Source organism: Streptomyces sp. JK94 (assembly GCF_053613315.1).
Genome location: NZ_JBSICH010000016.1, coordinates 73,743 through 95,262 on the forward strand (window position 1 = coordinate 73,743; position 21,520 = coordinate 95,262).

The 21,520-nt window shown below is 74.1% G+C and carries 19 protein-coding genes and 1 pseudogene; 4 read left to right on the forward strand and 16 right to left on the reverse strand.

From position 1 onward, the window contains the following. Positions 1-97 precede the first annotated feature (97 nt). The gene (locus ACVV2G_RS16150) at positions 98-610 is read right to left on the reverse strand and encodes a hypothetical protein (RefSeq protein ID WP_453843378.1); all 513 of its coding nucleotides are present in this window, start codon (positions 608-610) and stop codon (positions 98-100) included. A 255-nt stretch (positions 611-865) separates the two neighbouring features. On the opposite strand from ACVV2G_RS16150, the gene ACVV2G_RS16155 reads away from it, so the two are divergent. Next, positions 866-1,834 (forward strand): GlxA family transcriptional regulator, encoded by a 969-nt coding sequence (locus ACVV2G_RS16155; RefSeq protein WP_453843379.1) that lies wholly within the window; start codon positions 866-868, stop codon positions 1,832-1,834. 68 nt (positions 1,835-1,902) lie between these two features. Here ACVV2G_RS16155 and ACVV2G_RS16160 read toward each other — a convergent pair whose 3' ends face one another. The 4 genes from ACVV2G_RS16160 to ACVV2G_RS16175 all read right to left on the reverse strand — a co-directional run bounded on the left by ACVV2G_RS16160 (position 1,903) and on the right by ACVV2G_RS16175 (position 5,346). Then, entirely contained in the window at positions 1,903-2,166 is a 264-nt protein-coding gene (locus tag ACVV2G_RS16160) for a DUF5133 domain-containing protein (RefSeq protein WP_453843380.1), read from the reverse strand. Between the two features lie 285 nt (positions 2,167-2,451). After that, a complete protein-coding gene (locus tag ACVV2G_RS16165) occupies positions 2,452-4,221 on the reverse strand; it encodes an ABC transporter ATP-binding protein (RefSeq protein WP_453843381.1) in 1,770 nt (589 codons plus the stop codon). Between the two features lie 152 nt (positions 4,222-4,373). Then, positions 4,374-4,919 carry a hypothetical protein gene (locus tag ACVV2G_RS16170; protein ID WP_453843382.1) on the reverse strand — a complete coding sequence of 182 codons (546 nt, stop codon included), beginning with the start codon at positions 4,917-4,919 and terminating at the stop codon, positions 4,374-4,376. Between the two features lie 28 nt (positions 4,920-4,947). Then, entirely contained in the window at positions 4,948-5,346 is a 399-nt protein-coding gene (locus ACVV2G_RS16175) for an ATP-binding protein (RefSeq protein ID WP_453843383.1), read from the reverse strand. Between the two features lie 356 nt (positions 5,347-5,702). On the opposite strand from ACVV2G_RS16175, the gene ACVV2G_RS16180 reads away from it, so the two are divergent. Beyond that, positions 5,703-5,930, forward strand: coding sequence for a DUF397 domain-containing protein (locus ACVV2G_RS16180; protein ID WP_453843384.1), 228 nt, complete (start codon positions 5,703-5,705; stop codon positions 5,928-5,930). 144 nt (positions 5,931-6,074) lie between these two features. Next, on the forward strand, positions 6,075-7,004 hold the full coding sequence (locus ACVV2G_RS16185) for a helix-turn-helix domain-containing protein (RefSeq protein ID WP_453843385.1): 930 nt from the start codon (positions 6,075-6,077) through the stop codon (positions 7,002-7,004). 76 nt (positions 7,005-7,080) lie between these two features. On the opposite strand, the gene ACVV2G_RS16190 is transcribed toward ACVV2G_RS16185, so the two are convergent. From ACVV2G_RS16190 to bdeA, 9 genes are all read right to left on the reverse strand, one after another. Continuing rightward, positions 7,081-7,899 carry an SAM-dependent methyltransferase gene (locus ACVV2G_RS16190; protein WP_453843386.1) on the reverse strand — a complete coding sequence of 273 codons (819 nt, stop codon included), beginning with the start codon at positions 7,897-7,899 and terminating at the stop codon, positions 7,081-7,083. 147 nt (positions 7,900-8,046) lie between these two features. Further along, complete coding sequence (locus ACVV2G_RS16195) at positions 8,047-9,327, reverse strand: ABC transporter substrate-binding protein (RefSeq protein ID WP_453843387.1); 1,281 nt, start codon at positions 9,325-9,327, stop codon at positions 8,047-8,049. Continuing rightward, positions 9,324-10,472 carry a branched-chain amino acid ABC transporter permease gene (locus ACVV2G_RS16200; RefSeq protein WP_453843388.1) on the reverse strand — a complete coding sequence of 383 codons (1,149 nt, stop codon included), beginning with the start codon at positions 10,470-10,472 and terminating at the stop codon, positions 9,324-9,326. Before ACVV2G_RS16200 ends, ACVV2G_RS16195 begins: the two co-directional genes overlap by 4 nt. Further along, positions 10,465-11,364, reverse strand: coding sequence for a branched-chain amino acid ABC transporter permease (locus tag ACVV2G_RS16205; RefSeq protein ID WP_453843389.1), 900 nt, complete (start codon positions 11,362-11,364; stop codon positions 10,465-10,467). The genes ACVV2G_RS16200 and ACVV2G_RS16205 overlap by 8 nt, the downstream gene beginning before the upstream one ends. Next, on the reverse strand, positions 11,361-12,161 hold the full coding sequence (locus tag ACVV2G_RS16210) for an ABC transporter ATP-binding protein (protein WP_453843390.1): 801 nt from the start codon (positions 12,159-12,161) through the stop codon (positions 11,361-11,363). Before ACVV2G_RS16210 ends, ACVV2G_RS16205 begins: the two co-directional genes overlap by 4 nt. Then, positions 12,158-12,940, reverse strand: coding sequence for an ABC transporter ATP-binding protein (locus ACVV2G_RS16215; protein WP_453843391.1), 783 nt, complete (start codon positions 12,938-12,940; stop codon positions 12,158-12,160). The genes ACVV2G_RS16210 and ACVV2G_RS16215 overlap by 4 nt, the downstream gene beginning before the upstream one ends. Positions 12,941-13,885: 945 nt before the next feature. Continuing rightward, positions 13,886-15,172 (reverse strand): RsbRD N-terminal domain-containing protein, encoded by a 1,287-nt coding sequence (locus tag ACVV2G_RS16220; protein ID WP_453843392.1) that lies wholly within the window; start codon positions 15,170-15,172, stop codon positions 13,886-13,888. Positions 15,173-15,290: 118 nt separating this feature from the next. Then, positions 15,291-18,179 carry a helix-turn-helix transcriptional regulator gene (locus ACVV2G_RS16225; protein ID WP_453843393.1) on the reverse strand — a complete coding sequence of 963 codons (2,889 nt, stop codon included), beginning with the start codon at positions 18,177-18,179 and terminating at the stop codon, positions 15,291-15,293. A gap of 231 nt (positions 18,180-18,410) precedes the next feature. Further along, a complete protein-coding gene (bdeA, locus tag ACVV2G_RS16230) occupies positions 18,411-19,331 on the reverse strand; it encodes a bis(hydroxyethyl) terephthalate hydrolase (RefSeq protein ID WP_453843394.1) in 921 nt (306 codons plus the stop codon). Between the two features lie 534 nt (positions 19,332-19,865). On the opposite strand from bdeA, the gene ACVV2G_RS16235 reads away from it, so the two are divergent. After that, the gene (locus ACVV2G_RS16235) at positions 19,866-20,747 is read left to right on the forward strand and encodes a Gfo/Idh/MocA family protein (protein ID WP_453843395.1); all 882 of its coding nucleotides are present in this window, start codon (positions 19,866-19,868) and stop codon (positions 20,745-20,747) included. A 10-nt stretch (positions 20,748-20,757) separates the two neighbouring features. Here the strand turns inward: ACVV2G_RS16235 and ACVV2G_RS16240 are convergent, their stop codons facing one another. Together ACVV2G_RS16240 and ACVV2G_RS16245 are read right to left on the reverse strand one after the other, a co-directional pair. Further along, positions 20,758-21,168 carry a hypothetical protein gene (locus ACVV2G_RS16240; protein WP_453843521.1) on the reverse strand — a complete coding sequence of 137 codons (411 nt, stop codon included), beginning with the start codon at positions 21,166-21,168 and terminating at the stop codon, positions 20,758-20,760. 75 nt (positions 21,169-21,243) lie between these two features. Next, a pseudogene (locus ACVV2G_RS16245) lies at positions 21,244-21,483 on the reverse strand (GNAT family N-acetyltransferase); the annotation flags it as partial. Between the last annotated feature and the right edge of the window lie 37 nt (positions 21,484-21,520).

A 21,520-nucleotide genomic window follows, 5' to 3' on the forward strand; every position in this document is an offset into this window, starting at 1 on the left:
CCTTTCGTGTCGTCCGCCCCCGCACGGAGGCGCGACTGAGCAGTCTAGGCGTCCTCCGGCCCGGCCGTGCGCATTCCCCCCAAGGGATGACGAAGGCTCAGGCGCCGGTGGTGGAACCGGGCCGGACGACCATGAGGACCGTCACCGTGGCCCACAGCAGGTTGAACACACCGGTGAACATGGCGAGCCGGGCCGTACGGGCCCGCTCGACGGGCTGCCGGTCGGTGAGCTGCTCCAGGAGCTCCTCCTGGCGGGGCAGAACGAACGCGACCAGCAGGCCGGCGGCCGCCGCGGTCAGGGCGATGGACGTGATGAGCCACGCGTCGCCCAGGACACCCATGGCCGCACCGGTGGCGAGGCCGAGGACCGGCACGGCGACCCCGAGGCCCGCGTAGACGCGGCAGATGCGGTGCAGCAGCCGGACGGTGCCCACGTCCCCGGCCCCGCTCCCGGCCGCGGCCTCGCTCCCGCCGGGCAGGACACCGCTCCCGCCGGGCAGGGCCACCACGACCCGCCGGGCGGCCGGAGGGAACATGCTGGCCGCGACGGTGACGGGGCCGACGGCGACGATGGCGGCCAGGACGTGGAGGGACAGCAGGATCTTGGTCATCGGTCGGGGCTCCGGGGGCTGTGTCGGTCGATGCGGGGACCGGACGGCAAGGGTCGGCGTGCGGCGCCGCGCCCCGTCGCGCGGGGCGTTCGGCATCGCCGGGAGCCACGTTAGGAAAACGGCGGGCGATCACCCAGCGGCTGGAACGACAGCTTCCAACGGATTTCCGCCAACGCCCCCACCAGGGGCTGCCGGGCGCTCAGCGGCTGGACGTGGGCTTCTGCGACCGGCGGGAACCCGCCTAGGCTGTGGGTCATGCACTCCGTTGCGATCCTGGTCCTCGACGGCGTGGTGCCGTTCGACATGGCGGCACCCATGCAGACGTTCGACTGGACGCGGCTGCCCGACGGGCGCAGACCGTACCGCGTCCGTCTGTGCGCGGAGTCGCCCGAGGTCCGCACGGATGGGCTCGCCCTCCGCATCGAGCAGGGCCTGGAGGCGCTGGAGTCCGCCGACACGATCATCGTGCCGGGCCGCTCGGAGGAGTCCGGCCCGCCCTCCGAGCGCGTCCTCGAGGCGCTGCGGCGGGCGGCGGGCGCCGGTACGCGGATCGCGTCGGTGTGCGTGGGCGCGTTCGTCCTCGCCGAGGCGGGGCTGCTGGACGGGCTGCGGGCCACCACCCACTGGGTCGCCGCGGCGGAGCTGGCCCGGCGCCATCCGCGCGTGGAGGTGCTGCCCGACGTGCTCTACGTCGACAACGGGCAGATCCTCACCTCGGCGGGCGCCGCCGCCGGCCTGGACATGTGCCTGCACATGATCCGCCGGGACCTGGGGTCGGCCGTCGCCGCGCATGCCGCCCGGATGTGCGTCGTACCGCTGGAACGGGAGGGCGGGCAGGCCCAGTTCATCGTGCACGAGCATCCGCCGATGCCGCGGGGATCGGAGCTGGAGCCGCTGCTGGAGTGGATCGAGGACAACCTGGCCGGGGAGGTCACCCTCGGGGCCATGGCGGCGCGGGCGGGCCTGAGCGAGCGCACCCTCAGCCGGCGGTTCCGTGAGCAGACCGGCACGACACCGCTGCAGTGGCTGCTGCGGGCGCGGGTGCGGCGCGCCCAGTACCTGCTGGAGAACGGCGACCACCCGGTCGAACGGATCGCGCGGCAGGCGGGGTTCGGCTCCCCCACGGCCTTGCGGGAGCGGTTCCGCCGGGTGGTCGGGACGACTCCGTACGCCTATCGCGCGGCGTTCCGCGGGAAGCCCGCCGCCCCGGCGGAGGGCGTGTAGGGCCCGCCTCGCGGATCAGCCCTGCGCTCACGGCCCGATCCCCGAGGCGGGCCCCGGGTGCGGCTGTGTCACACGGCCAGCGACAGGCCGTTCTCCTCGTCCGGGTCCGCCGCGCAGGCGGCGTCCGCCGTCCGTCCCTTGGCGAGCAGCAGTGCGTCCGCCTTGGCCACCGCGTCGTGGATGCTGGTCGTCGCCGTCATCACGCACAGCGTGTAGCTGACGTCCGCCAGTTCGCGCGCCGTCGCCGGCTTCTCCCTCTCCGCCTGAGCGATCCGCAACGACGCGTACCGCGTCAGCAACTCCCTGACGACCCTCGGGTCCGGTTCGAGCACGAAGCGCCCCTCTCTCGATTTTCGCTGCGTATGCCCGAACCGGGTCGGAACATTCACAACCTGCGCGCCCTTGCTCTCAATTGACCAGAACCTGCCGCTTCCTGTCCGACCCCTGTCGTGAGCCGTCGCCGACTTGGTGGAAACCGGAACAGAACGGCACCTCACCCCACCGGGCCCCTCACGCCTCGCCGCGTACCGCGCGAACCGCCGCCGGGCCGGCCGGCGGCGTCCGGGTCCTGGGGGCCGGGCCGGCCGGCCCCTCGCGTCCCGCGGGGCGGAGGACGGTCAGGCGACCTGGCCGCCGTGCAGTGCCGTGTACGCCCCTCCCCGGCTCAGCAGTTCCTCGTGGGTACCGGTCTCCCGGATCCGCCCGTCCTCCATCACCACGATCCGGTCGGCGCCCCGCACGGTGGACAGCCGGTGCGCGACGACGAACGTGGTGCGCCCGCGCAGCAACCGGCCCAGCGCCTGCTGGACCAGCGCTTCGGAGCGGGTGTCCAGCGCCGAGGTGGCCTCGTCCAGGATGAGCACCCTGGGGTCGCGGATCAGGGCGCGGGCGATGGCCAGCCGCTGGCGCTGCCCGCCGGACAGCCGGGCGCCGTGCTCCCCGACCAGGGTGCCGAGGCCCTGCGGCAGCCGGTCGACGAACTCCAGCGCGTTCGCGTCGCGCAGGGCCCGGCGCACCGTCTCCTCGTCGGCGTCGTCCATGCCGTAGGCGACGTTCTCCCGGATCGTGCCGTCGAACAGGATCGACTCCTGCGGCACCACCGAGACGAACCGGCGGTAGGTGCGCAGGTCCAGGGTGCTCATGTCGGCGCCGTCGAGCAGCAGTCGGCCCGAGGTCGGCCGCAGGAAGCCGATGACCAGGTTGAGCACGGTGGACTTGCCCGCGCCGGACGCGCCGACGAGGGCGACGGTCTCACCGGGCTCCACCGTGAGCGTGAAGTCGCTCACCGCGGGCCGGCCCCCGGCCTCGAAGGCATGTCCGACTTCCTCGAACGCGACGGCTCCGCGCAGGGAGACGAGTGCCGTCTTGCCCTCGTTGTCCTCGAGTTCGGGAGCCTGCAGCACCTCGCCGACCGAACGGACGGACTCCAGCCCCTTGGTGATGACGGGGGCCAGTCCTGCCAACGTTGTCGTGGAGTTGGTGAGGGTGGTCAGGAAGGCGCTGAGCATGACGACGTCTCCGGCGGTCAGGCCCCAGACGCCGTAGTACGAGATCAGCGCGGCGCCCGCGAGGACCAGGACGCCGACCACGTTGAGCACGACCCAGGCCAGCGAGCCGAAACGGCCGTTGACCAGGTCCAGGCGCATTCCGGAGGTCAGCAGGCGCTCCAGGGTTCCGTCCATGCGGCGCAGTGCCTTGCCCTCCAGGCCGTGGGCACGGGTGACCGGGATCAGCCGGGTCATCTCCGTGACCCGGGACGACAGCGTCTCCACCTCGTGGCGGAAGTGCTCGTTGTGGGATCGCAGCCGGGCGCGCAGCCGGGCCACGAGGAGGGAGGCCGCGGGCACCACGACGAGGAAGACGGGCAGGAACTCCGGTGTGCGTACGGCGATGATGACGAGGCCGCCGGTGAGAACGGTGAACGCACCGAGACCCGTCTCCGCGGTCTGTTGGACCATCTGCTCCACCGTCTCCACGTCCCGCACGACCTTCGCCTGCAGGACGCCGGCGCTGACGCGCGAGTGGTAGCCGATGGAGAGCTGCTGCATCCGCGTGCACAGCGCGGAGCGCAGGGCGGTGCCCATGCGGCGCACGCTCCCGTACAGGAGGCGCACGTAGAGCAGGTGCAGCGGGTAGTTGACCACCAGGATGAACATGATGATCCCGGTGCTGGTCCACAGGTCGCCGATCGGGCCGTGCTGGACGACCGTGTCGATGATGGACGCGGTGATGAGGGGCAGCAGCCAGACCGGACTGTGCTTGACGGTGAAGACCGCCACCGCCCCGGCCAGGCGGTGGCGGTCGGCACGGAACAGGTAGACGAGCGTGCGTATCGGGTGTTCGCCCCGGTAGCGGTGGTCGAGCGGCTTCTCGTGCGGCGACGCCATCGGCGTGGTCCTCCTGGTGACCGAGTGGGGCAAGCGCTTACTCCTCGCGCTTTCCTACCCCTTCGGCCAGACGCCCGCCACACCGTCCCGGCCGTCGGGACGTCGCAGGGAGACAGGCTCCGCGCCCTCTCCCCCGCGGAGGGCGCGGGGCCTCAGTCCCGGAGGGTACGGGCCAGTTCGGTGGTGGCCCGCTTGATCTCGCTGTCCCCTTCGGCCAGCAGCCGCCCCAGCTCGTCCCGCCGGGCGCGGACGGCCTGCCGCGCCGCCCGCTCCCAGGCCACGGGGTTCTCCCGGTGGTTGAGCAGCTTGGGGTAGGCGGTGGCCGTGGTCTCCCACTGCCGGGCGTCGGCGATGTTCTTCAGCAGCTGGATGATCTGCGCACGGCAGCTCACCTGGGGCCACTGCGCCAGTTCCCACAGGAAGGGCACGGTGGCGGCGGTCGCCTGTTCGACGACGAAGCCGTACTGGCAGATGCGTTTCCGCAGATCGCCGAGGGCGGCGCGGGCGGTGTCGGCGTCGCCCCAGGCAACCTTGTGCAGCAGCCCGGGAATGGCGGCGGCCGAACCGCTGGAGTCCTGGATCTCGCTCCAGGGCACCCCGTCCAGCCCGGCGAGGGGGGCGTTCCGGGGCGACCCGGACGGCGGTGTCGGACGGTCGGTGCGCTGGGTGCTCGGCTCGGGGGTCGGAGCGCTGCGCATGGTGTGGGGCCCTTCCGCGGCAGTCGGGTCAGGTGGGGGTGCGGGTCGACAGCTTGGCCCAGACGGTTTTGCCCGCCGGGGGCCTCGGGGTCCAGCCCCACTCCTCGGCGAGGGCGTCGACGATGCACAGGCCGCGTCCGTGCTCCTGGAGTGCGGAGTCGCCGGACGGGGTGAGGACGGGTGCGTTGTCCCCGGGATCGGAGACGGTCAGCATGAGGTGTCCGGAGCCCAGGGCGAGCCCCAGTCTGACCTCCGGTACGCCGGCCGTCACGGAGGGCACCGCGTGCGACACGGCGTTGGAGGCGAGTTCGGTGATCACGAGGACGGCGTCGTCGGCGTACCGGCCGAGGGACCAGTCGCTCAACGTGTCCCGGGTGAAGAACCGGGCCCGGGCGAAGCCCTCCCCGCTGCACGCGATGCGCAGCACCGCGGAAGCGGGCCCGCGGCGCGGCGCTTGTTGCGCGTGCGGAGCGGGGAATGGCCACTCGTCGCTTCCGGCGGCCGGTCGTCCCACGCACGGGAGTGCGTCGAGCCGACTCGCCGCGTCCACCTCCGGCACGGACTCACCGGACAACCGGAGCGTTGGATGCGCAGGTGACGACACGGCATCTCCCTGATGCTACGTCAGAACAAGGCGCCAACCGGGGGGTTGACGTCCCGGCTATTATCCACACTGACAGCGCTCGCGTGCAATTGCACGAGAAATTGCGCGAAAAAATCGGATGGGAGCGCACGGGGACCGACGGGACTCGGCCCGCTCCCCCGAACGGCAAGGAGACCGCGGTGCCACCAGTGCGCAACGGAGTGCAGGCCAGCTCGTTGGACGCCTGCTGGAAGAAGAGTCGTCACAGCAACGCCGAGGGCAACTGCGTCGAGGTCGCCCTCGTGGACGGAGGCATCGCGGTGCGCAACTCCCGTGACCCGGACGGTCCCGCACTCGTCTACACCTCCGCGGAGGTGGCCGCCTTCCTGGCCGGGGCCAAGGAGGGCGAGTTCGACCACCTGCTGTGAAGTGGGCGTCGGAAGCGGCCGGCGGAACGGGGGCACCACCGCCGAGCGGAGACCAACTACCCATTTCCCAGACGCTGATGCGCCGGGCATAACCGGGATGCGATAGTGTGGTTTCTCAAGTCTGCCGGTCTGCTGGGAGCCAGGATGTCCGCCGCGCCGCATCGCATCTCCCGTCTCGAACCGTACCTGGACGGGGCCGAGCCCGCCCCGACCCTGCTGAAGATGCTGGTCGGTGTCCAGCTGGCGGGTTTCCGCGAGGACGCCGGCCTCTCCCAGGACCAGGCGGCCCGCGCTCTCGGGTTCAGCCCGGCAAAGCTTTCGCGCATCGAGTCGGGCAAGGGCCGCAAACCCCCTGCCGAGCACGACGTCCGCGCACTGCTGGAGCGGTACGGCACCGACGCCTACGAGGCCTCGATCCTGCTCAAGCTGCTGCAGCGCGCCGGTGAACCGGGGTGGTGGCAGCGGTACGACAAGCGCCTCATGCCCGAGTGGTTCGACCGCCTGGTCGGCCTCCAGGAAGCCGCCACCACCATCCGGACCTTCGAGATCCAGTACGTCCCCGGCCTGCTCCAGACGGCTGCGTACACCCAGGCCGTGGTCGAGCGGGGGCTGCCGAACGCGCCCGCCACCGAGGTGCGGCGGCGCGTCGAATTGCGCATGCGCCGCGCGGAGCTGCTGGGCCGCGGTGACGCCCCGCAGTTGTGGGCGATCATCGACGAGTCCGTGCTGCTGCGCGTGCTGGGCAGCCGCGACGTCATGCGCGAACAGCTCGCGCATCTGGTCACGATGGCCCAGCAGCCCCATGTGACGCTGCAGATCGTGCCGTTGGACGTGACCAACGCGTCGGCGCCCGCGATCCCCGTCACCTATCTGCGTTTCGGTGGCGCCGACCTGCCCGACGTGGTCTACCTGGAGCACATCAAGAGCGCCAACTTCATCGAGGACCGCGACGAGACCGAGGAGTACCGGGTCGCGCTGGACCGCCTGGCCGACGAGGCGCTGACCCCGCGCGAGTCACGGGAGCTGCTGCGCCGGACGGCGGCGCTGCGCTACCCCGAGGACCGGGAGAACTGACGGCGAAGCGGGACCGAGGGGCCTCACGCGACGCGTGCGGCCCCGAACGCGTGCCCGCCGGTGTGTGCGTCCCGCACTAGCGGATGCGGCCCAGACCGCCGAACTCGATCCACTCGTCGGTGAGCTGACGGGGCACGACGTCGGTGTCCGGACGCCAGGTGGAGACCTCCACCAGGCCCGGCTCCAGGATCTCCATGCCCTCGAAGTAGGCCTCGACGTCCTTGGGCTCACGGACCCGGCCCCAGTTCCCCTGCGTGGCCCGGTTCATGAAGTCGGTGACGAAATCCCGCACCTCGGCCTGCTCGCTGACCAACTGGCACATCACCGCGTAGCTCCCGGGCGCCAGGCGCTCGGTGACGCGCTTGACGACCGCCGTCGGGCCGTCGGTGTCGCTGTCCGGGATGCAGTGGAAGACCGAGTTGAACAGCACCGCGACCGGCTGCGAGAAGTCGAGCAGACGCCGGGTGTCGGGGTGGGAGAATATCTCCTCCGTCGCACGCATGTCGGCGTGTATGACGGCGGTCCGGTCGTTCTGGTCCAGCAGCGCGCGGCCGTGGACGAGCACCATCGGGTCGTTGTCGACGTAGATGACGCGGGAGTCCGGGGCGACGCGCTGGGCGATCTGGTGCACGTTGTCCTGCGTGGGCAGACCGGAGCCGTGATCGAGGAACTGACGGACGCCGTAGTCCTGCACGAGAGTCCTGACCACCCGCTGAAGGAAGCGCCGGTTGTTGAGCGCCAGCCGGCGGGTGCTGGGGACGACCTTGTCCAGCTCTCCGACCGCCGCCCGGTCGGCCGCGTAGTTGTCCTTGCCGCCCAGGTAGAAGTCGTACATACGTGCGGCCGTGGGCACGTTGGCGTCGATCTCCGTGGACAGCCGCTTCTCGGCTTGCATCGTTCCCCCAGCTCCGTACGGGCGCCAATTGGACTGGCATGACAGAGGGTACATCCTGGAGACCCGGTGGTCAGGGAAACCAGCACGTGAATCGAACGGTCGTCAAGCTCGCCGCCCGACAGCGGACTTGACGACCGGTCAGGCGAATCAGCCGCGGGCGGCCAGGTATGCGTCGACGCCCGGTGCCTTGTGCGCCTCCTCCACGCCGACGAGGCCGCCGACCGCCTTGGCGTCGGGCTTGAGGACGTAGGTGGACCGGCTGGCCGGCTCGGTCACGAGGGAGAAGTTCTGCGGGGTGCCGAGGCCGGTGTCGGCGTTCTTCTGCGAGCGGTGCGCCTTGACCACGTCCTCCCGGGTGAGGCTGCCGCCCTCACAGGCCTTCTTCAGGTCCGCGCCGATGAGCTGGGCGGCGTTGTATCCGGAGAGCACGCCCGAGTCGACCGGCTCGCCCGGGTACTTCTTGGTGTAGGAGGCGACCATCTTCTTGACGCCGGGCAGGTCGGAGCTGGTCGCCGGTGCCGCGCTGACGACGTGGACCATGGCCTCCAGGGCCGGTGCCGCAGGCGTCTTCATCAGCTGCGGGGAGTAGCCGGGAGCGCTGCTGACGATCGGCACCGTGAGGCCGCGGGCGGCGGCCACGCCGGCGAGCGAGGCGGTCTGCGCGGGGCCCGCGCTGATCAGGATCGCCTTCACCCCGGCCTTGCTCAGCGCCGACACCTGCGCGGACAGATCGGTGTCCGTGGCCTTGATCTTCTGCCCGGCCACCTTCATCCCCGCCTGCTCGGCGGCCCACTCGGAACCCTCCAGCGCGTTGGTGCCGTAGTCGCCCTCGAAGTACACGTGGCCGATGGTGTCGCCCTTGGCGACCTTCTTGCTGCGGGTCAGGAAGTCGACGGCGGCGATCATGTCGAGGTCGTAGGTGGTGCCGAGGACCTGGACGGAGTCCATGCCGAGCAGGGAGGCGGCCCATGCCTGCGGGAAGGTCAGCATGTGGTCCCGCTCGATGTCGTCGAGCAGTGCGGAGACCACCGGCGAACCGATCACCTGGGGCATGGCCACGACGTCCGGGGAGATGTCGGCGTAGGCGGTGACGGCCTTCTGCACGTCGTAGCCGTGGTCCTTGACGACGATCTCGACCTTGCGTCCGCAGACGCCGCCCGCGGCGTTGGTCTCGTCCGCCCACATCTGCTGGGCCTGCACGATGCTCTTGCCGAGGGTGGCGTAGGGGCCGGTCAGATCGGTCAGCGCGCCCAGCTTGACGGTCTTCTCGGTGACTCCGGGGCCGGCCTTGACGCCGTCGGCGCCTTCGTCGGTGTTCCCGCCGTCCCCCTTGGAGCTGCAGGCGGTGCCCGCGAGCAGCACGGCGGCCAGCGCCGCGGCCAGGGCGGCGGTCCGGGTGGTGCGGGGCCTGGGGTGGGTGACGTTCACGGGGTGTGCTCCTTGGCTCGTGCGGTGGTGGCGGTGGTGGCGGGCCGGGCGGAAGACCCGGTGCCGGGCGGGTCGGTGGCGGGCGGTGTGCGGCGCAGGCGGGCGCGGGTGCGCCGGGCCAGTCCGTGCAGGCCGTCCGGGGCGTACAGCAGGATGACGACGATCGCCGCGCCGTAGAGGTAGCGGGATGCCTCGGTGGGGCCGATCGAGCCGTCGCCGGATCCCGGTGTCGCGACCAGCGGCAGCTGGTCGGCGTAGCGCGTCATCAGCAGCGGCAGCGCGGTGACGAAGACGGCTCCCGCGGTGGCTCCGGCCACCGAGCCGAGGCCGCCGATGACGATCATGGCGAGGTAGTCGACGGAGAGGAGGAGGGAGAAGTAGTCGGGCACGACGCGGCGGAAGGAGAGCGCGAGCAGGACGCCCGCGAGGCCCGCGTACATCGAGGAGACGACGAAGGCGGCCGAACGGTAGCGGGCCACGTGCACGCCCATCACGGACGCCGCGGTCTCGCTGTCGCGCAGCGCCACCAGGGCGCGCCCGGGGCGCCCGCGCAGGAGTCCGCGCGCGGTGAACCAGGTGAGGGCGAACAGGACGAGGCCCAGGTACCACAGCCGTTCCTCGGCGCCGAACGGGACGCCCAGGAAGGTCAGTTCGGGGTCGGACTCGGCGAAGGTGAACCCGCCGATCTCCAGCGGCGGCACCGAGCGTCCGTTGAAGCCGCCGGTGACGGAGTCCGCGGTGAGCAGGACGTGGTGGCCGAGGAAGACCAGGGCGAGGGTGGCCACGCCCAGGTAGACGCCCTTCACCCGGCCGGCGACCGGGCTGAACAGGCCGCCGGCCGCCCCGGCGAGCAGTACGGCGAGGACGGCGGCGACGGCGGGGGGCAGCCCCGGTCCGGGCTCCCCCGCCAGCCACACGTAGCCGTAGGCGCCGACCGCGAGGAAGAAGGCGTGCCCGAGGGAGAGCTGCCCCGCCGTGCCGCTGAGCAGGCCGAGCCCGACGGCGCCGATGGCGGCGGCCATGGAGAACAGGCCGATGCGCAGCCAGAAGGCGTCCAGGTAGAAGGGCAGGGCGCACAGGAGGAGGGCGGGCAGCAGGAGTCCGCCGCGTTTGAGGAGGGCGTTTCCCTTGGGGAGGTCAGACACGGGCCGCTCCCTTCGCCGCGAAGAGTCCGGCGGGGCGCACCAGGAGGACCAGCACCATCACGGCGTACGGGGCGACGTCGCCGAAGCCCTCACCGAGGACGTGCAGTTCGGACTGGTAGCCGGCGACGAAGGCCTCGGTGAGGCCGATCAGCACGCTCCCGACCAGGGCGCCGACCGGGGAGGCCATGCCGCCGAGGATGGCGGCCGGGAAGGCCTTCAGCGCGATCTGCCCGGTGGTGCGCTCCAGCCCCGGCGCCGGGAAGGCGACCAGGAAGACCGCGGCGAGCGCGGCGAGTCCGCCGGCCAGGCACCAGGCGACGGTGCGGACGCGGGTGAGGCGTACGCCCATGAGGGCCGCGGCCTCGCGGTCCTCGGCCGCCGCGCGCAGCGAAAGGCCCCAAGGGGTGAAGCGGAAGAGGGCGAAGGCGCCGCCGATGGCCACGGCGGACACCAGGATCGCGGCGAGGCGGCTGTCGGCGACGGTCACCGGCCCCAGGTCGGTCACCGAGTCGCCCCAGGGGTCGCCCAGCGGCAGCAGGTCGCCGCCGATGCGCCGGGCGAGGTCGGTCACCAGGACGATGTCGATGCCGATGGTGACGATGGTCTGCACGTGGGAGGCGTGCGGGTCGGTGCCCCCGACCCGCTGGAGCACCAGCCGGTCCAGCACACCGGCGACGGCGGCCGTCACGAGGACCGCGACGGCCAGCGCCCCGGCGAAGCCGATGTCGTCGTGGAGCACGGCGACGAGGTAGCCGCCGAGCAGCAGGAGCGAGCCGTGGGTGAAGCTCAGGACGCCGGAGGCCTTGAAGATGGTGACGAAGCCGAGGGCGATCAGGGCGTACACGGACCCCAGGGCGAGGCCGTTGAGGAGATTGTCGAGGAGGTCGGTCATGCCGCGTCCTCCCCGGCGGTGGTTCCGGTACCGAGGTAGGCGCGCAGCACCTCGGGGTCGCGCCGGACCTCGTCCGGGGTGCCGTGGGCGATGGCCTTGCCGAAGTCGAGGACGGTGACCTCGTCGGCGAGCCGCATGACCAGGCCCATGTCGTGCTCGACCAGCACGACGGACAGGCCGAGTTCGGCGCGGATCTCCCCGACGACCTGGGTCATGCGGGTGCGTTCGGCGGCGTTCATGCCGGCCACGGGTTCGTCGAGCAGCAGTACACGGGGCTCCAGACAGAGGGCACGGGCGAGTTCGACCCGTTTGCGGTCGCCGTAGGACAGCAGGGCGACGGGCGAGTCGAAGTGGGCTCCCAGGCCGGTGAGTTCGGCGACCTCGCGGGCCTTGGCGAGGTGTTGGCGCTGTTCGCGCACGGCGCTCGGCAGACGCAGGGCGCTGGCGGCGAAACCGGCGTGGGACAGGGCGTGGCGGCCGAGCATCAGGTTGTCGGCGACGGTGCCCTGGGTGGTGACGATGTTCTGGAAGGTGCGGGCCACCCCGAGGGCGGCGATCTTGTGCGGGGCGAGGCGGGTCAGTTCGGCGTCACCGAGCCGGACGGTGCCGGCGGTGGGCCGGTACAGGCCCGACAGGACGTTGAAGCAGGTGGACTTGCCGGCCCCGTTCGGGCCGATGACGGCGTGCACGGTGCCCGGGGCGACGGTGAAGGAGACGTCGTCGAGGGCGACGAGTCCGGCGAAGCGCACGGTCACGTTCCGCACCTCGAGTGCGCGCGGAGCGGCGGGGGTGGTCACGCGGCCCCCTGGTCTTCGGCGGTGTCGCCCAGGTACAGGCGGCGTACGGCGTCCGTCCGCGCGAGTTCGCCGGCCGGCCCGGACAGACGGATCTCGCCGACCTCCAGTACGTAGGCGTGTTCGGCGAGGGACAGCGCCATGCCGGCGTTCTGCTCGACCAGGAGGACGGCGGTGCCCTGGGTGTTGATCTCCCGGACGACCTCGGCGATGCGGTCCACCATCAGCGGGGCGAGGCCGAGGGAGGGTTCGTCGAGGAGGAGCAGGCGGGGCGCGGCCATCAGGGCGCGGCCGATGGCCAGCATCTGCTGCTCGCCGCCGGACAGCAGGCCGGCTGCCTGGCGGGTGCGCTCGGCGAGCCGCGGGAAGAGGGTGAAGACGCGGTCCCGCGCCTCGCGGACCTGCGCCGGGGCGCGCCGGTTGAGACCGAGGCCGCCGGCCCGCAGGTTCTCGTCGACGGTGAGTCCGGCGAACACCCGCCTGCCCTCGGGCACCTGTACGACACCGGCGCGTACGGCGGCGACCGGGTCCCGGCCGTCGAGGACCGTGTCGCCGTAGCGGACGCGGCCGGCCGTGATCGCGCCGCGGTGCAGGCGCAGTGTGCCCGACACGGCCCGCAGCAGCGTCGTCTTGCCGGCGCCGTTGGCACCGAGCAGCGTGACGACGCCGCCGTACGGGACGGTCAGGGACACGGAACGGAGGGCGGACAGTGCGCGCCCGTACGTCACGTCGAGGCTGTCGACGTGCAGCGCGGGCTCGCCGTCCGGTGGTGCTGCGGGCATCACGGCTCCTTGGGACCGTGCCGGGAACGGCACGGTGACGGGAAAGGGGGAGCTCACGACAGCACGCGGGCCGGTGACGGTACAGAGCTGCGGCCCGGGTCGCTGCGGCGTCCCAGTCCCGGGCCGGAGACTCTGTGCGGATGCCCAGCCCCGGGCGGCGGGGCACGTCGGGACCCCCGGGGGCGGAGGTGGGGTGGAGAAGGGCGGGGCGTAGGGGGATGCCGGGGCGATGAGGGGTGGGCCGGGCGGCCGGAGGGGTGGGGCAGCCGGAGGCCGAAGGCCAGGCGCTGGGGCCGGGGCCGGAGGCCGGGAGGCGGGAGGCGGGAGGTGGGACCGAAGGCCGGGAGCCGGAGCCGAAGACCAGCGGCCGGGAGCCGGGAGCCGAAGGCCGGGAGCCGGGAGCCGGGGGCCGGGGGCCGGGGGCCGAAGGCCGGAAGCCGGAAGCCGGGAGCCGTAGGCCGAGGCAACGGGACGCCCCGCCACGGGCGCCGGTGGCGGTGGCGGTGGCGGTGGCTCGGAGCGGACGGCGTGGAGGCGGCCCTCGTGCGGGCCAGGCCCTCGTGCGGGCGTCCCGGGCCACGGCGGGGCAGTCACGGTGAGCGGCGGGGGCACGGGCGCCCGCGGAGGCCCGCCGGCAGACGCCGGAGGCGGGGGCACGGTGGCTCGGCGAGGCGGGGAAGCCCCCGAGCGGGCGCCGGGAGCGGTGGGGCGCCCGGGGCACGGGGCGGCAGCCCCGCGTGCCGAGCGGCGGGGGCTCCGCGCGGCGCGGGGAGACGGCCCCGGCCCCCGCGGCCTCGGGGGTCACGGTAGCGCCGTACGGGCGCGCGGCCGTGCCGTGAGGGCGGGGGTCCGTCCCGAGCCCGCCGCACGGGCGGGACGGGCGCGGCGGGTGCCGTCCCGCCGCGCCCGGCGGAGACCGAGGTGGGTGCCGGGAGCGGACGGTCCTCAGGCGCCCAGGACCCGGCGGGCGGTCAGGGCCAGGCTCATCTCGACCACGTCGGCCGGGCGGGCCAGGGAGCGGCCGGTGAGTTGCTCGCAGCGGCGCAGACGGTTCAGGACCGTGTTGCGGTGGCAGTAGAGGCGTTCGCCCGCCCGTTGCGCCGAGCCGTCGCAGTCGAGCCAGGTGGTGAGGGTGTCCAGCAGGACCTCACGGTCGGCGGGCTCCAGGCGCAGCAGTGGGCCGAGCACCTTCTCGGCGAGGGCACGGCCGAGGTCGGGGCTGGAGACCACCAGGGCGGCGGGGAGGTGGTCCGCGAGCCTGACCGTGCCGCCCGTCCCGGGACAGATGTCCAGGGCGGTGTCGGCGGACCTGCGCGCGTCACCGACGGCGGCGAGTCCGTCGACGGGGCTGCCGATGCCGATCCGGAGGCCGGGGAGCCGGGCGTCCTGCCCGGTCCCGGGCCCGGGCGGCTCCGGGAGTCCGTCCTGGTCCGCGCCGACCAGGACGATGCCGTAGTCGTTCTCCGCCCCGGCGTGCCAGTGGACCCGGGTGCCGGGCGGTACGGCGGCGGCGCGGGCGGCGTCGGGGCGGGCGGAGTGTCCGCCGGTGACGGCGACGACGACGTACCGTCCCTGTTCCGGCAGGCCCAGCGCCTGCGCGGCCTCGGGCAGGTCGGCGATGCGGCTGGTGCCGTCCAGCAGGCCGGCGGCCAGCAGCCGGGCCCGGTTCTCGCGGCGCCGGTTCAGCTGCCACTCGGTCTGCCGGTAGGCGTCGGCCACGAGGGTGCAGTGCTCGTCCACGAAGTTCCACACGTCGGCGGCCACGTGTACGAGGAGGCGGACGTCCTCGGGGGCGGTCCTGGAGGTCTCCTCGACCAGCCCCTGCCACACCAGGGACCCGCCGAGGCGGAAGGCGTGCAGCAGGGCGTCCAGCGGGAGCCCCTGCTCGGCGCGGGTGGTGCCGATCCGCCAGGAGCAGCGGCGGGCCGCGTCCCGCGCCCCACGGGGGTCGAGCAGCGAGGCGACGCTGTGCCGCAGCGAGCGGTGAGCCTCCTGCCAGGTGACCGTGGGGTCTTTCGTGATGGCCGCGCGGTAGGCCGGTTCCTGCTCCTGCAGCAGCGCCACCAGCCGGTCGGTGAGGCCGGGCAGGTCGTCGAGCAGGGCGCGGGCGGCCCGGTGCAGGACGTGGAGGGCGTCGGCGTCCATCAACGACGCGACGCTCGGCGTCCGTGGGCGTGGAACGGGCGTCAGCCCGATGCGGATCGCTGCTCGTGACCGTACGGCGTGCTGCATCGCGGTCCTCCCCGGGTCAGGGCTTGCGGAGGCGCCCCCGCGACGGGCTGTACGCCCGCGCCGGGCATGCCCCCTGGCTCGTCCTGCCCCGAAGGATGGCATACCGTCCGGTCGGTCCCTAGGGTTGTGCACCGGTCTTTTCGGCCTGTTCGGCCTGTCCGGCCTGTTCCGCGTGCTCGACCATGCGGGCCAGCTCCAGCCGGGAGCGTACGCCGAGCGCGGCGAAGACCTTGCGGAGGTGGTAGTCGACGGTGCGGGTGCTCACCGCGAGGGTCAGTGCGACCTCGCGGTTGGTGGCGCCCTCGGCGACGTGCCGCGCGATGCGCAGTTGCTGCGGCGTCAGCCCGGTCAGCGCTCCGGCGCCTCCAGCCTGCGGCGCCGCCCCGAGCGCCCGCAGTTCGCCGCGTGCCTGCGCCGCCCAGACTCCGGCGCCGCAGCGGTCGAAGCCGGCCAGCGCGGTGCCGAGACGACCGCGGGCCTCGCGCGGCCTGCGCCGCCGGCGCAGCCACTTGCCGTACAGCAGTGCGGTACGGGCCCGTTCGAAGTCGCCGCCCGCCTCCTCGTGCCGGTCCAGCGCACGCCGGTAGAGGTCGTCGGCCAGCTCCGGCGGGGCGAGGAGGGCGTGGCAGCGGGCGAGCTGTGCGGCGGCCTGCGGATCGGCGCCGAACGCCGCCCAGTCGGCGAAGTCGGTGAGGACGGCGCGGGTGTCCTCGTGGCGTCCGGCGAGGACGGCGGCCTCCACGAAGCACGGCACGGCGAGCCGCCACACCGCGAAGTGCCCGCGCCCGGGCCCGGGGAGCACCAGGAGGCCGAGCCGGTCGGCGGCGTCGACCGGGCGCCCCCGGCCGAGGTCGGCCCGGGCCGCGGCCCACTCGGCCAGGGTGGCCACCTGGGCCAGTCCGTGCCGCCGGGCCGTGGCGAGCGCGGCGGCCACGTGCCCGGCGACGACGTCCGGTTCCTCCTCGATCGACGCCGCGAGGGCCAGGACGGCGCGGTGATGGGCGGCCTTGTTGCGCTGTCCGGTCCGCAGCGCGGTGCGCAGCCCCTCCTCGGCGTGGGTGCGGGCCTGCGGGTGCCGCCCGGCGCGCAGTTCGGCGTAGGAGAGGTACTCCAGTGCCTGCGGGACCAGCGCGTCCGAGCGCAGCTGCCGGGCGGCGGCCAGCGCCCGCGCGCCGGCGCTGCGGGCGGCGTCCACGTCGCCGAGCAGCAGGGCGGCGGCGGCCGAGCGCAGCAGCTCCTCGGGCCGGTCGTCGGTCCGGGCCCGCGCCACCACGTGCCCGAGCGGTATGACGGCCCGGTCGAGGCGCCCTTCGAGCAGCGCCCGCATGCCGACGCGGTGGTCGCGCACCGGGTCGGCATGCGGCACGGACGGCGCGGCCCGCCCTTCGTGCCGGGTGCCGGCCGCGGGGTCCGGCGGCCCGGCCGGTGCGGCGGTGGGCTCCTCGGCTCCCGGCGGCCCTTCCGCCGGCCGCGGCGCGGCGGCGGACGCCGGGTGTCCGGAGGGATGCGGGGCAGCCGTCTGCCGGGGAGCCGGGGCCTCGTCGTGGTCCTGCGGCGCCCCGGAGGCGAGTGTGGCCAGGCAGGCGGGCAGGTCCCCCGCCGCCCAGGCCGCGTCGACGGCGGCCAGGGCCGCGGTCGCGGCGTCGGCGGGAGCGTCGGCGGCGAGCAGGGACGCGGCCAGCAACAGGGACTGGTGGGCGTCGCCGACGGGTCCGTCCCGCAGTTCCGCCAGACCGCGTACCAGCTCGGCCCGCCCCCTCACCCGGGCCGGTGCGGCGCAGCCGCGGGCGGCGGCGAGCAGGGGACGTGCCCGGTCGGGCCGGCCGGCGAGCAGGGCCTGCTCGGCCGCGGCCGTGTACCGCTCCGCGCGGGCCGGCCCGTCGGCCGTCAGCTCGGCGGCACGGGCGTACGCCGTCGTGCGCAGCCGGTGGGAGGCGGGCACCGTGTCGTCGGCGGCCACCGTCGCCAGCCGGTCCGCGAGCGCCGGGTCGGGCGCCGGGCCGGTCAGGGACCAGGAGCGGTGCAGCAGCGCCGGGAGCCGGTGACCGCCGGCCTCCAGCGTGTCGGCCAGCGCGCGGTGCGCGGCGCGGCGCCGGTCCGGCGGGGCGGTGGCGTGGACGGTGCGTGCGACCAGCGGCCCGGGGAAGCGGAGCCGGTCGCCGGCCGGGGCGAGGAGGGCGGGGAGGGGTTCCGGGGAGAGGGGCGGCGCGGTCTTCGGCCGCAGGCGCCGTACGGCGTCGAGGACCACGCCGGTGTCGGCGTCCGGTCCGTCCGACGCCCGGGTGGCCGCCGCGACCGTCAGCAGCAGGTCCCGCGCGTCCGCGGACAGGCCGGTCAGCGCACCGCCCGCCACCTCCGCCAGGATCCCGGCGTCGACCAGGGGGCTGGGCAGGGGCCGGTGTCCGCGCAGTTCGGCGGGCGACAGCCGGCGGACGAGGGCGAGGAGCAGGGCCGGGTTCCCCTCCGCCCCGGCCAGCAGTTCCTCGCGGACGGCCGGATCGGCGGCGCCGTCGGTCACGTCGTCGAGCAGGGCGTCGGCCTGGGGCCGCGTGAGCGGGTCGAGGCGGATGACGGGCAGGTGGGCGTACTCCGGGTCGACGGCACGGTGTCCGGCGACGGAGAGGAGCAGCCCGATGCGGTCCGCGGCGTGCAGCCGTCCGGCCGCGCGGCCGAGGGCGGCCCGGGCCGGGGCGTCCCACAGGTGCGCGTCGTCGACGCAGACGAGCGCGGGCGCCCCGCGCGCCGCCGCCCGCAGCGTGTCGAGCAGTTCCTCGGCCGTGCCGTGCGCGCGCCCCCGCCGGCCGGTCCCGAGGTGGAGTACGGGACCGGCGCGGAAGGAGCGGGCGGCCCACTGGAGGAGGGCGGTCCGGCCGAGTCCGGGCTCGCCGCTCACGACGAGGTGGCCGCTGTGGGTGCGCAACCCGTCCAGCAGGGAGCGCACCGCCTGCCGTTGGGTGTTCCGGCCGTGGATCCGCACGGCCGTGGGTACGGTCGTCTCTCCGGTCATTCCCGGGAGGTTACGCGCGCGTAACCTGACGCGGAAGCCACCGGTCCGCCCCGGCCCGGCCCGCCGGGCCTAGGGTGTCGGGCGTGTCACCTGCGGGTGTGTACCGCGCGGCCGGTGCCACGCACTGTGCCGGCGCCCAGGGGTCCCGGCCCGGGGCCGTGCGTCGGCACAACGCGCCGGCGGCGGTCGCGAGGTGCCCGCGACCGCCGCCGGATGGTGCCGTGAGGAGTGTCAGGAAGTGTGCGGGCAGTTGCCCCGGTACTCCTCGATGGTCAGGCTCGCCCGCGGCAGCGGACACAGGAACTGCTCGTAGCGGGTGTCGTTGTCGATGAACCGCTTGAGCCAGGAGATGCTGTACTTCGCGATCGTCGTGTTCTGCGAGTTCGGCGAGAAGTGGGTCGCGCTGTTCAGCTCCAGGTACGCGCGGTCCGTCCTGGACGGCAGGCTGGAGTAGAACGGCTCGGCGTGGGAGGAGACCGGGGCGATCGTGTCGCCGTCGGCCCCCACGATCAGCGTCGGGGTGGTGACCTCGGGCCAGGTCTTGTCGATGTTCCAGGGCGTGAGGGGGATCGCGGCCTGGAGGGAGGGACGGGACTTCACGGCCTCCAGGGTGCCGCCTCCGCCCATCGAGTGGCCCATGACACCCAGTCGGCTGCTGTCGATCCGCCCGCGGACGGAGCTGCGCTCGGTGAGGTAGTCCAGAGCCGCCAGCAGCTGCCGGCCGCGGGAGTCGGGCTGGTCCAGCGTGGTGTTGGTGTCGATGGTGAACACGACGAAGCCCTGGGAGGCCAGCCGCGGACCGAGCCAGGCCATGGAGGACTGGTACGCGGTGAACCCGGGCGCGACGGCCACGGCGCCGAACGTGCCGTCGCTGGTGCTGGTCGGGTAGTAGATCGTGCCGCCGCCGAAGCCGGTCACCGCGAGCGAGGAGACGCTGGTGTCCGCCACGGAGTACGGGCCGCGCAGTGCCTCGATGCTGGACTGGGTCGGTGCCGGGCCCCGCTCGTAGGGGTTGTCCGCGGCCTGGGCGCCCGGGCTGGCGAGGGTGCTGAGGCCGATGACGGCCGCGACCGCCGCCGACAGGCCGGCCAGCCGCCGCCGCGTTCCGCGGAATGCCGGACGCGCGGCGTGGGTGTGGGGGTTCTGCTGCACGAGGAGTGGTCCTCTCTGTCGTGGCGAGGGGGCCGTCCGGGTGATCGCACACGACCGGGAAACGTGGGGTCGCTTCCCGGAACATCCGCCGGAGGGGCTTCGCCGATGAGCTGGCCGTGCCACTGTCGGCGGGCGGGGCGGCCGGGGGGATCGGCAATATCACCGGTCTCGTGCGGCGGGGGGACGGTGGACGGCGGGAGACGGGAGGCAGGCGGCGGGAAGGGGGCGGGAGACGGGCGGGGGCGGGAGACGGGCGGCGGAAGACAGGAAACGGGGGGCGAAAGAACGGAGACGGGGGAAGGGCGGGGCGGGGGCGGAAGGGCGGACGGCATGACGCCCCGGTGCCGCGCACCCGACGGGGCGACTCCGGCGGGGCGGCTCAGGCGCGGTGGGCGACTCGGGAGCCGGGTGGCCTTGCCCGGGCCTCCGGCCGGTGTGACACGCTCGGCCTCGGCCGGGGTGGCGTACGCCGGCCGTCCGGAAGGAACATCCGGGCCCTGACGTCGGGTCCGGCAGCGTGGAGAGGCGACGGCAATGCGGATCGGACTGCTCGGCACCGGCCCCTGGGCGGACATGGCGCACGCCCCCGCCCTGCGCCGGCACGACGACCTGGACTTCGTGGGGGCGTGGGGCCGCCGCCCGGAGGCCGCCAAGGAGCTGGCGGACCGGCACGGCACGCGCGCCTACGACGACGTCGACGCCCTGCTCGCCGACGTGGAGGCGGTCGCGATCGCGCTGCCTCCGGCGGTGCAGGCCGAGGCGGCGGTGCGCGCGGCGCGGTCCGGGTGCCATCTGCTGCTCGACAAGCCGCTCGCGGTGACGGTGGTGCAGGGACGGGCGGTGGTCGAGGCGGTGCGGGAGAACGGCGTCGCCTCGGTCGTCTTCTTCACCACCCGGTTCCAGCCGGGGGCCGAGGGGTGGATCGCCGAACAGGCCGCGACGAAGGGCTGGTTCACGGCCCGGGCGCATTGGCTCGGCGCGGTGTTCGGCGGCGACAGCCCGTTCGCCGGTTCACCGTGGCGGCGGGAGAAGGGCGCCCTGTGGGACGTGGGGCCGCACGCGCTGTCCGTGCTGCTGCCGGTTCTCGGCGACGCCCGCCGCGTGGTGGCCGCGGCACCGGGACCCGGGGACACCGTCCACCTGGTCCTCGAACACACCGGCGGCGCGTCCAGCACCCTCACGCTCAGCCTGACGGCGCCGCCCGCCGCGGCGGGCGCGACGGTGGAGCTGCGCGGCAAGGCCGGCGTGACGGTCCTCCCGGACGGCACGCAGGGTCCGGTGCCCGCTCTGGTGCGGGCCGCGGACGCTCTCCTCGCCTCGGCCGGGGGCGGGCACCCGCATCCGTGCGACGCCGCGTTCGGCCTGCGGGTCACCGAGATCCTGGCCGAGGCGGAGGCCCTGCTGCCCGAACGGTAGGGACCGGGGGTCAGCCGCCGGCCCGTTCCCGTTCGAACGGTTCGTCGCTCCACCGGAACCAGGCCCGGTCGCCCTGGATGCGCAGCAGGAACTCGGCGACGGGCCCGTCGGGGGAGACCAGCCGCACACGCCGTTCGATCTCGGCGTGGACCGCTTCCCACCGGACCCGGTGGTCTTCGTCGTCCCGTTCCGCGAGGTCGAGTTCGCGGGCGAACAGCTCCTGGACGGCGCCGAACGCCGGGCCGGCGCCGAACCGGCCCGACAGCCAGGGGAAGTCCGCGTCGTCGATCAGGATCTCCCCGATCTCCCGGCCGCCCTCCCCCGCCTCACCGGCGGCCGGCGCCTCACGCACGTGCCAGACCTCGCCCTCGAACCTGACGTCGCCTCCGCCAACGCCGGTGATCACTGTGCGGGACAGCATGCCATCCGGCACCGGCGCCGGCACCGGCACCGGAGGTCCCGGCCCGGCGCGGTACGCGCCACCGGCCGGTCGCCGGGGACGGAAGGTGATCCGTTCCCGCACCACCGGTTGACCGGCCCGGGCGAAGACGACAGCCGTGGGCGTGTTCCCCCGGTCGGTCGCGGCGGAGATGAACTCGGCGTCCTGGCCGGCCAGGACGTGGGTGCACTCGGCGAGCCGGTCGAAGGCGTACCCGTGGCCGGGGTGTTCGGGCAGGACGCCGACGAAGCCCACGCAGGGTCCGGAGGGGTTGTGCGCGGGGACATGGATGCCCGCTGATTTCCGGCAGGGATTAAGGGGGCCTTAAACGCCG